This window comes from Microbulbifer variabilis (assembly GCF_056232115.1).
In genome coordinates this window covers 2,259,663-2,273,981 of record NZ_CP174325.1, presented here as the reverse complement: position 1 = coordinate 2,273,981, position 14,319 = coordinate 2,259,663, and the positions used below count along the sequence as shown (strand labels likewise).

The 14,319-nt window shown below is 49.4% G+C and carries 14 protein-coding genes; 12 read left to right on the top strand and 2 right to left on the bottom strand.

Annotated features, from left to right (window positions below; all coding sequences use genetic code 11):
- Window positions 1–529: 529 nt before the first annotated feature.
- Window positions 530–1,882 carry an energy transducer TonB gene (locus tag ACJJI7_RS09950; protein ID WP_020411901.1) on the top strand — a complete coding sequence of 451 codons (1,353 nt, stop codon included), beginning with the start codon at window positions 530–532 and terminating at the stop codon, window positions 1,880–1,882.
- Between the two features lie 154 nt (window positions 1,883–2,036).
- Here ACJJI7_RS09950 and ACJJI7_RS09945 read toward each other — a convergent pair whose 3' ends face one another.
- Together ACJJI7_RS09945 and ACJJI7_RS09940 are read right to left on the bottom strand one after the other, a co-directional pair.
- The gene (locus ACJJI7_RS09945; RefSeq protein WP_157533340.1) at window positions 2,037–2,246 is read right to left on the bottom strand and encodes a hypothetical protein; all 210 of its coding nucleotides are present in this window, start codon (window positions 2,244–2,246) and stop codon (window positions 2,037–2,039) included.
- A gap of 10 nt (window positions 2,247–2,256) precedes the next feature.
- Window positions 2,257–2,481: a hypothetical protein gene (locus ACJJI7_RS09940; protein WP_157533339.1), complete on the bottom strand. Its 225-nt coding sequence runs from the start codon at window positions 2,479–2,481 to the stop codon at window positions 2,257–2,259.
- Between ACJJI7_RS09940 and ACJJI7_RS09935 the strand changes: the two genes are divergently transcribed.
- The 11 genes from ACJJI7_RS09935 (at window position 2,459) to ACJJI7_RS09885 (ending at window position 14,314) form a co-directional block, all read left to right on the top strand.
- Window positions 2,459–3,223, top strand: a complete 765-nt coding sequence (locus ACJJI7_RS09935) for a hypothetical protein (protein ID WP_282951663.1) — start codon at window positions 2,459–2,461, stop codon at window positions 3,221–3,223. The two genes, ACJJI7_RS09940 and ACJJI7_RS09935, sit on opposite strands and share 23 nt — an antisense overlap.
- Before the next feature lie 17 nt (window positions 3,224–3,240).
- Window positions 3,241–4,467, top strand: a complete 1,227-nt coding sequence (locus ACJJI7_RS09930) for a hypothetical protein (RefSeq protein ID WP_282951664.1) — start codon at window positions 3,241–3,243, stop codon at window positions 4,465–4,467.
- Window positions 4,468–4,564: 97 nt separating this feature from the next.
- Window positions 4,565–6,115: a tetratricopeptide repeat protein gene (locus ACJJI7_RS09925; protein WP_020411897.1), complete on the top strand. Its 1,551-nt coding sequence runs from the start codon at window positions 4,565–4,567 to the stop codon at window positions 6,113–6,115.
- A 274-nt stretch (window positions 6,116–6,389) separates the two neighbouring features.
- Window positions 6,390–8,480 carry a PEGA domain-containing protein gene (locus tag ACJJI7_RS09920; RefSeq protein WP_444902247.1) on the top strand — a complete coding sequence of 697 codons (2,091 nt, stop codon included), beginning with the start codon at window positions 6,390–6,392 and terminating at the stop codon, window positions 8,478–8,480.
- A 9-nt stretch (window positions 8,481–8,489) separates the two neighbouring features.
- Window positions 8,490–8,702 (top strand): hypothetical protein, encoded by a 213-nt coding sequence (locus ACJJI7_RS09915; protein ID WP_353376972.1) that lies wholly within the window; start codon window positions 8,490–8,492, stop codon window positions 8,700–8,702.
- Between the two features lie 24 nt (window positions 8,703–8,726).
- Entirely contained in the window at window positions 8,727–9,521 is a 795-nt protein-coding gene (locus ACJJI7_RS09910; protein WP_020411894.1) for a MotA/TolQ/ExbB proton channel family protein, read from the top strand.
- Between the two features lie 48 nt (window positions 9,522–9,569).
- Window positions 9,570–10,874, top strand: coding sequence for a hypothetical protein (locus ACJJI7_RS09905; protein WP_282951669.1), 1,305 nt, complete (start codon window positions 9,570–9,572; stop codon window positions 10,872–10,874).
- Entirely contained in the window at window positions 10,864–11,946 is a 1,083-nt protein-coding gene (locus tag ACJJI7_RS09900) for a vWA domain-containing protein (protein WP_020411892.1), read from the top strand. The genes ACJJI7_RS09905 and ACJJI7_RS09900 overlap by 11 nt, the downstream gene beginning before the upstream one ends.
- Window positions 11,943–12,947: a VWA domain-containing protein gene (locus ACJJI7_RS09895; RefSeq protein ID WP_020411891.1), complete on the top strand. Its 1,005-nt coding sequence runs from the start codon at window positions 11,943–11,945 to the stop codon at window positions 12,945–12,947. Before ACJJI7_RS09900 ends, ACJJI7_RS09895 begins: the two co-directional genes overlap by 4 nt.
- A 23-nt stretch (window positions 12,948–12,970) precedes the next feature.
- Window positions 12,971–13,639, top strand: a complete 669-nt coding sequence (locus ACJJI7_RS09890) for a hypothetical protein (protein ID WP_020411890.1) — start codon at window positions 12,971–12,973, stop codon at window positions 13,637–13,639.
- A gap of 12 nt (window positions 13,640–13,651) precedes the next feature.
- Window positions 13,652–14,314 (top strand): hypothetical protein, encoded by a 663-nt coding sequence (locus tag ACJJI7_RS09885; protein WP_020411889.1) that lies wholly within the window; start codon window positions 13,652–13,654, stop codon window positions 14,312–14,314.
- Window positions 14,315–14,319 lie beyond the last annotated feature (5 nt).

Here is a 14,319-nt window from a genome sequence, read left to right as displayed (position 1 = left end):
ATTGGCTGATTATGGCGCCTGTTGCGCTGCAATCCAAATATGTCACCCGAGGGTTGATCAGGTACAGCTAATAGCCCCTAAAAAAACGCAAAAATTTAGGATAAAAATCCACTAAGCAGTTCGTATTACTTGCCCCACAGTGTCAGATACGGCATCCCCCCGGCAATATCAACTGTCGCCCAAACAAGCACAATAAACTTTTGGCACCTGCTTACCGACCTTGAGTTCTGCTATTTCTCCCGGCCTGCTAAACCAAAAGGGTGGTCGCAGGCATGCCGGCAAATCGATAGCCGGTTGGTTGAAGTCTCCGTCACAATCCCTCTGATGACAGATTGTGCTGGCTATACTGTTTAATACGCAGCCAGGAGCGCAAAGATAAGCATCCGGCTGCGTCTTCCCCGAGGCCCCAAGAGCGAACTCACCGCCGGCCCTCGTGTTGAAGCAGAACCACATTTCAGGAGAGAGCTTCCACTCAACGACCTTTGGGGTCCACAGGTGGAAACGAGACCCACATACCCTGCGTGAGGCCATGGCTTTTTTCGCAGTTGTGGGTAATGAAAACCGGAATGGAAGTGGTTCAATCGTGACACAGATAGATACCAGCAAATCACTTGCTATCGGCTTGATGTTTACAGCCACAGCACTGCTGTGTAAAAGCGCCTTCGCTGCAGATGGCGTAACTGTGAGCCAGGATACTAATGCCCCTCCCAAGGCATTTATTGAGGCCGCCTCCAAACCCCTACAAAAAAATCGACGACAACTTCGTCCTTCTGAGGCGGTAGAAAGCTACCGCGAACGAATTGAAGAGCTTGAGGCACAACACGGTGCTTATGGCGCGGGAATTGATGAACAATTACTTGGGTTAGCCACAGCTTTGCAAAAAACTGGTGCACATAAAGAAGCCGCCAGTGAGTTCCGTCGTGCCATGCTGGTAAATAGGGTCAATGAAGGACTCTACTCCCTCAACCAGATCCCTATGATTGAGCGACTGATCGAAAGTCAGATTGCCCTGAATCAGTGGGAGGAAGCTAACGACAATCAACAGTACCTCTACTGGCTTTACGAAAAAAATTACGGTGAAAAAGATCCACGGATGTTACCCGTTATCAATAACCTGAGCCGCTGGCATCTACAGTCTTACATAGAAGAAAAAGGTGAGACTCTTGTTGAGCACCTGATCAATGCTACAAAACTTTATACCTTAGCGGTTGATATTATCACAAAGAATTTTGGTGCCAGTGATTTGCGCTTGGTAGACGCTCTACGCGGACTCAAAGCAACCAATTATTACTTGGCAACCTATAAGGGCGAACCACAGGCACCAGTTATCGTCAATACCAGCTTTGGCGCTGGTGGATCCAATGCCAGTCAACTTCACAAAGTAGATCACTACCGGACGAAGAGTTTTAACACCGGTAAAAAAGCCATAACCCGTATCGTCGACGTTTACCAAAGAAATCCCCTATCCCCACCGGCAGCTTCAGCCAAAGCAAAAGTAGAGCTAGGTGACTGGTACATGATGTTTAACAAGTGGCATTCGGCTCGCCAGACATATGGCGAAGCCTATCAGGCACTATGGGACAATGGCGCCTCCAATGACGAAATAGAGGATATTTTTGGGCGTCCTGTCGCCCTGCCAGCACTTCCAATACTGGACTCCGACAGTAAGGCCCTAGCCAACTCCCACATCACTGTTTCATACGACGTTACCGCTTTCGGAAAAGCACGCAATATTAAGGTGTTGAGAGCCTACCCATCGGACAAGGTGCGCATTCGTTCCAAAGTCCGCAACATATTAAAGCGCGCCAAGTTTCGCCCTCGCTTTGAGGACGGCGAAGCAGTAGAAACCCGCGGCATAGTGCAACGATTCGTCTTTGATTGAGGATTTTTGCTGCAAAGCACTTTTAAAGCGGTGTGGTAAACGCGCAAATAATCAAATAACAACTATTTTTAAGATTCCACACCGTTTACTTATCGGACTGGCAGATTACGTAGACTGTTCACCGACCCGCCTGCCCGGGCACATATCAAATATTTTAGGAGAAAGCAGATGACAATTCGGAAAGCGCTTCGAAAAGGTCATTGCCAGTGTATTGGCTGGCATACTCTGCTCTCCGTTGCCTTATTGACCTCAGCGATGGTCGGCTGTAAGAGCCAACAGACACAATCGCAACCGCCAGCAATGCCATCAATGCCCTCTGCCAGTTCTCAGTCTCAATCGCAGCCACAGTCGCAATCGCAGTCACAATCGCAGTCTCAGAGCAGTTCTTCGTCCAGCAGCAGCTCACAGAGCTCCAGCCAGTCGCAGACCGCCAGCAGTAGCAGCGGCCAGCCACGTAGCAACTCTTCTAGCCAGCCCAGTATGAGCATGCCCGGTGCGGAAAGAAACTCCCAGAGTAACAGCAGTACGGCACCGGGAGAGGAACAGGCTTCCCGCCAGAGTTCAGCTGGAGATTCTATGCCGGAATCTGATTCCCGCAATCGCTCCACACCGGTTTATAGTGATTCAAAGCAATCACAAAGGGATCAAAGTAATCCACCAGACCCCTCCTCTGGAGAGGAAGGCACTCCTCCAAACGAAATCGATTTTTCCGAGGAGGATCAAACCGCTTCATCTTCCAGCGCCTCCAGTAGCAGTTCTTCCAGCAGTGCATCTTCCAGCAGTAGTAGTGCCAATAGCGCTAATGCCGGGCAACCAGGCGATAGTGCATCAAGGGCGGGAAGCGCACCCAACGAAGCCCCGACATCGGCTGCGGAGCAGGTTGCGGAACTGGAGGGCCGCTTTGAATCCACCATGGTGAGTTACGACGGCATGATCCTGCGCGAGCGTGATTACGTGCGTAATAGGCCTGGCTCGGCCTCCGCTGAAAGTGACGAGGACGCCATGGATGAAGCGCCGCCAGGGGAATCCCTGGAAGACCTCATTGAATCAGCCGAAGCTGAAATCCCCGCACCACCAGGCAGTGGAGCACCAGCTGGAGGAGGACCGCAGCAAAATAACTCCAGTGGCCAGGTTACCGGACCCGGGCTGCCTACAAAAGGGCGACAGGGGGACTACAACCACAGCAGCTCACAGGCCGTAGTACCCGCAGATATACCCAGTGGTACAGATGACGATGTTGTAGCAAGGCAAATTCGTGAAGCAGCCACCCGGGAAACCGACCCCGAATTGCGGGAAAAATTATGGGAAGAATACCGAAAGTATAAAAAAGCGACGAAGTAGTTACTAAGGATGCCTGTATGTCATTTTACAAGTCCACTTACAAAAGCGGCCACTCCCCGACATGCTTATTTACCATATTATTGTGGTCGGTAGTCGCATTAATTTTCACAGGCTGTACCACAACGGAAGTACGAACTACCGCATTTACGCCCCTTACTATTGAGGACAAAAATATTGCTGAAGAGCGATTACTCGACGTAGGCGTAATTCAGTTTGACCCAGGCCTAGAAACTACTGAGGCAGACGAAGATACCCTGGTATTTCCTGAATTGCGCCAGGCGGAGTCTCGCTTTATGGCCGTCACCTTGGCCGACTCATTGCAATCAAGCCTTGGCTGGGGAGCAGTTCGAGTTATCCCATCTGCACGCACCAATATAGATGTAACCGTCTCTGGCCGTATTCTCAAATCCGACGGCGAATCCCTGACAGTTGAAATTACTGTCGCTGACTCCCGAGGCCAGCTCTGGTTTACAAAAGAGTACAGTGAAAACGCCTCGCATTATGCCTACGATCGCAAGCACCCTACGGAGGGGGATGCTTTCCAAGGCATCTACAACCGTATTGCCAACGACATGCTGCAGTACCGGCAAAAACTATCAAATCAGCAAATTGTCGAGCTTCGCACTATTTCCGAAATGCGCTTTGCCCGCAGCTTCTCCCCTGAAGCCTTCGACCGCTACCTGCACCAAAGCGAAAGTGGTATCTACTATCTAAGTGCCCTGCCCGCAGAAAATGATCCGATGCTAGCAAGGGTGCGCAAAATTCGTGAGCGGGACTACCTGTTTGTCGATACCCTACAGGAGTATTACGGCACATTCGCAAAAACCATGGAGGTGCCCTATCAGGAATGGCGTGCGCGCAGTTACGAGGAGGTTCGGGAGATGCGCGAATTAAAGCGTAAGGCCCGTAATCACACCATTATGGGTGCCGCAGCCATTATCGGCGGAATTGCTGCCGCAGGAGCTGGAGGTGGCAGCGCCCAAGCTGCGGGCCAGGTCGGTATCGGCGCAGGTGGTTACCTGATAAAGAGCGCCTTTGATCGCCGTGCTGATGCCAAGATGCACTTAGAGGCACTGCAGGAGCTGGGTGACTCAATGGAGGCCGAAGTTGAGCCACAAATCGTAGAGCTTGAGGATCGTACTGTGACTCTTACCGGTTCAGTAGAAAACCAATATCGGCAATGGCGCGAAATTCTGAAGGAAATATACGATGCTGAGACGGGCTCATCCAGTAACAGTATCTAGCATCACAAGTGTTACTAACTGAGGTAAATCAAAGCGCTTTTCCACTCTTTTCACCCAACATCTTCACTGGGACCACGAATAACTAGGCGGAAATACTATGCAGCACCGCGATAATGCCAAGGAAGATATAGCACCAATCGAGCCAGCCAATTTTACCTTTGGCGGTGAGGAGGCTCATTCTCCCAAGGCAACCAACACCAATAAGGGAAAACCTAAAAAAGAAAGGTTTTATGGACCCATAGTAATTGGTGCAGCCATGCTCAGCGGTCTCATTGGCGTCTTTTGGGGGCTTCCCCAGGTGGTGGAAAAACCTCCGTTACGTAGCCTGCAAATAAGCTCCCCCCCAACTAATAACATCTCGGAAAATGTTGCCCAAGCATCTCCTTATACAGATGCCGAAATTATGCAGCAACGCCGGGAGGTCCAGAAAATTCTGCAGGATATTCTCGCCCTCAAGGAAGAATTAAAGGAGCGAAAAGTAGAGCTATGGGCATATGAAGAATTCTATGCGGCAGAAGATCTGGCCCTTAAGGCCGACAGCCTCTACCGCAAACGACAATTTATGCCCGCTTTGGAGAAATATCAGGAATCATTGCAGGCACTAGAAGTATTACGTGACGGTATACCCGAGCGTATTGAAATACATCTTGCTGAAGGCGAAAGAGCGCTAGAAAGTGGGGACCTGGATTCTGCAACAGAAGCTTTCAAACTTACCCTTATAATTTCCGAGAAGCACCCCAGGGGATTAAGAGGATTAGAGCGCACCGATAAGCTTCCGCTGGCTTGGTGGAAATTCACAGAAGGGAAAAGTGCCTATCTGGATTCAGACTTAGATCTTGCCAAGAAATCTTTAAAGGAATCTCTTTCTTCTGATCCACAAACAAAGCCTGCAAAAAAATTATTGGCAAAAGTAGAACAGGAAATCACCGAACGCGACTACAAAAATGCCATGTCCGCAGGGTATGCCGCTATTGCTGATAAAAAATTTGACTCAGCAAAGAAACACTTCAACCAAGCCAGTAAGTTGAAGCCTGAAGCCAAGGCCCCAGGTATAGGCCTTAAGCAGGCAAAAAATGGGGCCGAGCAGGCCAAGATCGAAGAACTTCTCACTCACGCGCGCGACCAGGAAAAGCAGGAAAACTGGCACAAAGCCCTGCAGAGTTACACTACCTTAGTAAAAAAAGACGCTAGTTTAGTGGCTGCTGTGACAGGGAAAGCCCGCGCCACGGCCAGGGCTCAACTGGATGATCAAATGCAGGATCTCCTTAAAGATCCTCTGACTTTAGGCGAAGGAAAGCGTAATCATTTTGCCAGAAAAGTACTCAGTGATGCACGGAAACTCAATAGCCAAACACCACGTTTGGCACAACAGATCGAAGATCTTGAAGATGCACTCACTAAAGCACTAATCCCCATGCCCGTACGTTTTAAGTCCGACCGTAGTACCAGTGTCACGATTTATCATGTGGGAAGGCTGGGCTATTTTGATCAGCGAGAAATTGCCTTAAAGCCCGGCCGTTATACAGCCATCGGTACCCGAGACGGCTATCGGGATGTGCGTCGGGAGTTTATCGTCAAGCCAGGGAAACCTGTCACAGAAGTTGTCATACAATGTGCGGAAAAAATTAACGGCGCTAATAACAGCTAATTACAAGAACCTCTATTGCCTCGAAAAATCAAAAAAACAGGTCTTTTCGCAGTGGGGCCGTGCCTGATTTAGAGCGCCTGATTTAAATTCAGGATATGAAGAGTTCCGCGACAAACCTCTCACCATGCCACATAGCCATGGTATCGGCGAGCTAAGCTTTGTTGCACACAGCACCCCTGCTTCGGTTTTGCCAACCTGGCCCTAACAAGGCCTATCCAGCGACACCGAAGTCATTGCGATAACTCCATAACGATGTGGCAATAGGGAAGCATAAATGACAGTGAAAGAGGCAGTACCTGTCCAGGATGAGAAACCCGCAATCGATGAATCCCCCCTCATCGAACCAATTGGTTTCACTCCAGTACAGCCAAAATCCACTCGTGCTCGGTTATTTTTCTCCAAGCGCGCCTTGATTGTTGCGGCCTGCTTACTCTTAAGCGCGTTGGCGCTATATTATTTAGTTATCGCCCGCTCCCTAATTTTCGATACACAGCCCGTCCATGCAAAAATCAGTATCAGTGGCTTTGCAATTCCCCTCGGCAATGGCCACCTCGTATTACCTGGAAACTACAGCTACACAATTAAAGCTGAGGGCTATCTAGCCAAAAGTGGCGAAGTAGAAGTCAGCCGGGAAGGCCATAGTCGCCACTCGGTTACCCTTGAAAAACTTCCGGGCCATCTACAAATCGAAACGGATCCCCCAGTACCTGTAAAAGTTCTGATGAATGGTCGTGAAGTTCCAAATGAAAATGGTCTGGTGAAAAATGTCGCTACGGGGTCCATGCGGATAACAGTTTTATCTGACCGCTATCTGCCTTTTACCCGCGAGGTTAATATCGAGGGGCTCGATAAAACCTACCGCCTTGAAGCCAAACTACGTCCAGCCTGGGCCAGTATCCGAATCAACAGCAATCCGCAAGGCGCTACAGTAACCGTGGGCGGCAAGGTACTTGGAACTACGCCACTTAACGCAGAGTTAATCCAGGGAGATAGAGTTATCTCTATCTCCCTTGCCGAGCATAAGACGGTTGATATCCCTGTCGCTGTTACCGCTGGAGTAGACCAGGCACTAGCCACAGTAACCCTCGGGCCAGCTGACGGGCTATTGCGTGTCGTTACCACTCCTGAGGGCGCGAGTGTAACCGTGGATGGGGAGTTTCGAGGTCATACCCCACTGGAGCTCGAGCTCACATCGGGGGAAATCCATCGCCTGCGTTTTTTTAAGGACGGTTATGCCTCCGTAGAACACACCATCGACCTCGCTGCAGGTATGCAGCGCGACTTGAATATTAACCTGAATGCAGTGTATGGCAGGGTTCGTGTCTCCAGTGTGCCACCAGATGCAGAAGTCTATATTGATGGGCAATTTGCGGGGAATACCGGACAGACTTTCAACCTACCCGCAAGAACTCACCGTATTGAAGTGCGCAAGCGAGGCTATGAAACATTTGATACCCGCGTGATTCCCAGTGCCAGACTGGAGCAAACTGTGCGTGCAGTTTTATTAACCAAGGAGCAGGCTCGCTGGCAACAAGTTCCCCCAGAGCTTCGCCATGGCGCAGGCGGCACCATGAAATTAATGCGCCCCAACGCTGTATTCACTATGGGCTCATCCCGACGCGAGCAAGGGCGTCGCGCAAATGAAGTTATGCGGCAGGTCGCTCTAAACCGCCCCTTTTATATAGGCACCACAGAGGTCACCAACCGAGAATACCGAAGATTTAAACCCTCACATACCTCAAGCCATGTAAACGGTGTGAGCTTAGATAACGACAACCTTCCCGTAGTCAATGTCAGTTGGGCCGATGCTGTTCTCTTTTGCAATTGGCTCAGCCAACGGGATGGGCTGACTCCTGTATACCTGACAGAACGCGGTCGGGTTGTCGGCTTTGATTCCGCCGCAAATGGATATCGTCTACCAACTGAAGCTGAATGGGCATGGCTAGCCCGTTACGACCGCGGTGTTATGCGCAAATATCCTTGGGGGAATGACCTGCCCATTGGTAATAACTCAGGTAATTATGCCGACAGTCATGCTGCCAAGCTAATTCCCACTGTACTGCGCACCTATAGTGATCGCTATGCAGCGACTGCACCTGTAGCCAGCTATAACCCAAACCCGTTGGGAATTTATGACCTTGGAGGCAATGTATCTGAATGGATACACGATCTCTATACCATTGGCACAGGTCTTTCATCCCGCCAGGAGGAAAATCCAGTGGGCCCACAGGATGGTGACTACCATGTTATTCGTGGCTCCAGCTGGCGTCACTCAGGGCTGACGGAGTTGCGTTTGTCTTATCGCGACTATGGAGAGGCCCCAAGAAACGATATCGGCTTCAGAGTGGCACGCTGGGTCAATTAGGAGAGAGCTATGCCTAAATTTATTTTTATTTTCATCCTCCTGTTACCTTCATTTTTATTTGCACAGGAAAAGCAGGAAAAAGAAGGGGAGACCCTCACTCAGGTCGCACAAAAAAAATCGGATGAAAAGAAGTCAAAAAGTAGTAAAAGCAGTTCCGACGATTACAAAGCTTCCGAAGAAATTTCTGAGGATCTATCCGTTTCCTATCCAGTAGATATATAGAGAAAAGTTGCCAAGAGCACCATCATGAAATTCAAATCATCAGATTTTATTTTCCAGATATTTGCGCTGTTGGGCTCAGTTATCCTGGTACATGCCATTTATGTAGCCATTATCCGTCCAAACGCTGATGCATTAATTGAGGAGCAACTGGCTCGTGAGGCGGCGGGAGAAACCTACGTGCAACAGCGCTCCATCTATATTGTGATGCGAGACTATGAGCAGGAGGCCTGTTTTGTACTAATGCTCTGGGCCATGGCAATAATGGGTTTGAAAGCCCAGCGAAGTATGCGAGAACGGAAGCTGCTCAACAGAGCACTTCTCAATGTCAGTGAAGGCACGCCTATTTTACCAGAAGATACTCGCGACCTGTCTCGACCGATTCAGGCACTCCCTGAGGAGGAGCGTAGTTATCTGGTACCCAGAGCTATTCTCACCGCCCTGCAGCGATTTGGTTCAACCCGTAATGTGGCTGCAGTTTCCAACTCTATAAAAGAGGTTTGTGAAACCGAGGGAGACCGCCTTGACTCAGAGCTGGCAATGGTTCGCTATATCACCTGGGCAATCCCCTCTATTGGTTTTATTGGTACGGTGCGTGGCATCGGTGAAGCTCTAGCACAAGCGCACAAAGCTGTGGAGGGTGATATTGCCGGGGTGACCGTGAGCCTCGGTGTCGCCTTCAATTCAACTTTTATCGCTCTGGTAATCAGTATTGTCATTATGTTTTTTACGCACCAGTTGCAATTGATGCAAGAGAGGCTGGTACTCGATACGCAGAACTACTGTGACAACCGTCTTTTGCGATTCCTGAAAATTAGTTAACCGACACAGGTTGTCAACATATCGGTTATTGGCCGCGAGGAAGCCCCCATGGGACAAGGTGTCCTTGAAATCAATGATTATGGTCTAAGGGTTTTTATTGGAACTACGGAAGTTCTAGAAAGCCCTGGTATAGCGGTAATTGAACCCCGACAGATCCATATAGGTACTGCAGCACAAATGCGTGCACGCAACCACCCAACCCAAGTCAATAATCAGTTCTGGCGCAGGCTCAGCCTGGAATCACTGAAATCTGAAAACCAGAGCTGTCGTCATCATGCCGATTTGGCCTACTGCCATTTACAAGAAATTTCTGAGCATTGCGATCTTCCAGAGGAACTTGTACTCGCAGTACCAGGAAACTTCACTCGAGAGCAGCTGGCCTTGTTGCTGGGTATTATCAAAGAAAGCAGTATAAATGTTGTGGGCCTTATTGACTCTGCCACTGCAAATATTGGCCATATTGCTCCTTCCGGATTGCAATTGCATGTAGAACTACAACTACACCAAACCCTGGTCTCCCGTATCAATGTTGATCAAGAGGCTGTCGTCAAGTCCGCTGAAACAGTAGCCGATGCTGGACAGTATCATTTCCAGGAGGCTTGGGCACGGGTTTTTACCGACGCTTTTGTCATGCAGTGTCGCTTTGACCCACTCCACTCCGCAGAGTCTGAACAGCAGCTATACGACCTGATGCCACAGTGGGTAAGTCGCGCCATGCGCCAGGGAGAAGTTCTGGCAGAGCTGGATGATCGCACCGCAAAAATCACTCTGCGTCAGCTACAGGATGCCACTGCGCCTATACTCTCCCGCGTACGGGCGATGATTGAAAACCTCTCAGAGAATAACAGTGTCAGCTTTATATCTCACCGCTGGGCGGAGATTCCCGGAGGTGTTCAGCTGGCACAGCACATGTACCTTCTCTCCAGAGACAGTATCGCGCAATCCATCAATAATCGTTGGCAGGAACTGCGAAGCCAGGACTCGGCTCTGCGCTTGATAAACAGTATCAGCGCAACACCGGAGAGCGAAATTACCATACGCCTCGAAGCGCCATCTGAAGCAGCGGCAACGCATCTGCTGTTCGGCCATCGTGCCCTAGCTGCGCATCAGCCACTGTTTGTTTTTTGGCATGAAGATAAGTTTCAAATAACTCCCACTCCCCCAAAACACCCTGCAGCAACAGTCACTAATCACGCAGGTCGCCTGGCTCTACGTGTGGATGCGGGAACCCGTCTAATGCTGAATGGCGAGGAGGTGTCTGCTCCGGTCAATCTAAATGCAGGAGACCAAATTAGTATTGCCAATCAACCGGATGTGATAACGGCAATTAGCGTGGAACGCCATGAGACGTAAGCAGCGTCGTTTTTCCACCTTCAGTTTATCCTTCCTAGACATCATGTCTTGTGGCTTCGGCGCCGTGGCACTGATTTTTTTAATCATCAAACACGGCTCAGACCACGAAATAGAGGTGGAAACAGAAGACTTGAGCGCCGAAGTAAACCTGCTCCAAGAAGAGGTTGAATTCGGTCAAGAGCACTTGGTCCAGGCACGTAATACCTTAGATATCGTCAGCGATGAGTTGGCTGAGGCCCAAGGGCTCGCCCGCCGTATACTGGATCAAATTGAAGAGGTAAAAGGTAATATCGCTGAAATCGACAGCATTGACGAACAAGAGGATATTAAAAGGCTTCAGGATAAGCTTAAAAAGCTGGAACAGGCCAAGAAAAATCTCGAGGAGGAAAATAAGAAGTTAGGCAACAATGTGCGCAAATATACCGGTGATGGTGATCGCCAATACCTGACCGGGCTACGCCTGGGAGGCAACAGAATCCTGGTCCTGCTGGACTCTTCCGCTTCTATGCTCGGCGATGAACTGATCAAAATCATACGCGCTCGAAATATGTCGTCACGAGTGAAACGACAAACTGAAAAGTGGCGTAGGGCTATCAACACAGTCTCTTGGTTAACCGCACAGCTGCCTCCAGACAGCCAGTACCAGATCTATACTTTTAATACCTCTTTTCGCGCCGCCATTGCCGGTACGGAAGATCGCTGGCTCAATGTGGATGATCGCGACCAGTTGGACCAGGCAATTAAAGGACTGAATGAAATAGTACCTGAAAACGGTACCAGCCTGGAAAGGGTGTTCAACGCCATTCATGCTATGACTCCACTACCGGATAACATTATTCTCATCACAGATGGGCTACCTACCCAGGGAATTAAATCGCCCAGGGGCTCCACAATTTCTGGTAGAGAAAGGCGCAACCTGTTCAAGCGCGCCGTCAAGGTACTTCCTAAAAATGTCCCCGTGAATATTATCCTGACTCCTATGGAAGGCGACCCATTTGCTGCCAGCGAGTTTTGGAAGTTGGCAATGGAAACCCAAGGCTCTTTTCTCGCACCATCGAGGGACTGGCCATGACAGTTTCACGAAAGAAAAGACGCCAAGAAGAGTTCAGTATTTCCTTTCTCGACGTAATCTGCTGTGGTTTCGGAGCCATTGTCTTGCTCTTGATGATCGCTAAAACTGCCGAACCCATAGTTCTAGAGGAGGCAGAAGTCGACCTGGAAGCCCAGGTAATGGAACTGCAACAGCAGTTGGCAGAAATCCGTGGGGAGACCACAGTCCTCAATCGAGACCTCAATGCTAAACGAGAACAAATTGATATTGAACACAAGCGAATTGCCAATCTTCGTGGAGAGTTAGTAGCTCTGCAGGCCGTCTATGCCAGTAAAACCGAAGGGCAAAGTGAAGAGGGGAAATTAAAAGGGGAACTTACCGTCGCATTACAGACACTGACTGAAGAAATGCGTCGCTTACTGGGTGAAAACTATCAACGTAAAAACAATGTTATTGGCGGTATTCCTGTAGACAGCGAATACATTCTCTTCATCATCGATACCTCCGGAAGTATGTTCAATTACGGCTGGGACCGCATGATGGCAGAAATGGTTAATACTCTGGATCTCTATCCCAATGTTAAGGGCATTCAGGTGATGAATGACATGGGCGATTACATGTTTTTCAATTACCGCAACAAGTGGATTCCCGATACACCCGGGCGTCGCCAGGCTATTCTTAATCGTTTAAAAACCTGGAACCCCTTTAGCAATTCCAGTCCGGTGGAAGGTATACAAAAAGCAGTTCGTAGCTTTTACGATCCCGACAAGAAAATCAGTATCTATGTCTTGGGCGATGAATTTACTGGTAAATCTATCCGTAATGTGATGCTAGCGGTCGATCGGGTGAACGCAAAGCATGGAGAAGGAAAGCGCAATATCCGCATTCATGCTGTGGGATTTCCCATCCAGTTTTCCCGCCCTCCCCATTTGCAAACCACTGGCCTGCGATTTGCAGCCCTTATGCGTGAACTCACCTATCGCAATGGTGGCACTTTTGTAGGACTAAACGATTTTCGCTAGCTGATTGATTCCAGGAGCAATTCATGAAGTACAGGATAAAGGCGGCTTTGCCACTCCACTTTACCGCGGTGGTGTTGTTTTCACTACTGGTTGCGGCCTGCTCTCATACTGTGCGGGTGGAGGGGAAGTATCCATCACCTGTGGGTGAACAGCTCCCCCTCTCTGTAGGCATTTACCTCAGTGACGATTTTAGAAATTACATTTACGAGGAAGATAGCGAAGATCGTGAGGAATGGAAGATTAATACTGGCCGGGCACAAAAAAACCTGTTCGAGACAGTACTCGGTTCCATGTTTACCAATACAGTTTCCCTTTCCGAGTACCCACAAAAAGTACCTGACAATGTCGAGTTGGTAATAGTTCCCGAAGTCAGGGAGCTGCAATTCACTATGCCACGGGAAACCAGAGTTAATATTTTTGAAGTGTGGATCAAATATGACATGAATGCTTATGATCCCCGTGGGCAACAGGTAGCCAGCTGGGTAATTACTGCCTACGGAAAAACACCTACAGCCTTCCTGAAGTCCCAGGAGCAGGCTCTAACCCAGGCAATCAACATTGCCCTGCGTGACGCAGGGGCAACGCTCTACACCGGCTTCGAAAAAGTACCTGAGTTACAGGCATTTCTCTCTGGGAAATTAAGGTCTGCTTCATTGCAGGAGTTCAAAGTGAAATCCAGCAAGGCTGAATAGAGGATTTTTGTTGTGTTCAAGCCATTCATTATTTTCGCACTGATTTTCCTGACCGGTTGTACCACTGTTGTTATTGACGAATACCGGCGTAGCGATGGAGAGCTAAGAGCAGGCGACTCCGTAGTTATTCTCGGGCGCCGTCACTCCAGCGATTATGAGACAGAACCAGATCTTATTGCCTGTGTCGGCAGAGAGCTACACAACCCGGAGATGGGTGTAAACATCATTCCAGAGAAAGAATTTGTCGACATTATGTACCCCTGGTTTGAACCCCGCACAGCTCCCATGCATGTGCGTTCTCTGGACCGTCTAATGGAAAATGAAGGCGTGCGTGAGCGCATGGAAAACTACGGGGTTAAGTACATAGTATGGATTGATGGATCCACTGAAACGACGGCAAGTGCTGGGTCTATTAGCTGCACCATCAGTACCGGCGGCGCCGGCTGTTTCGGGTTTGGTACCTGGGATAAGGAATCCGACTATGAGGCCTCTGTTTGGGATTTCCGTGATCGGGAATTATCAGGCAAACTGAGTGCTGATGCCAAAGGCACCTCTTATATGCCTGCGATTGTCATCCCAATCCCCTTGATTGCCAGGGTACAGAATAATGCCTGTAAAGGTATGGCGGCCCAGCTACAACAGTTCCTGGTTCCAGCTAGTGGTACAAGCTCTTAGACAAT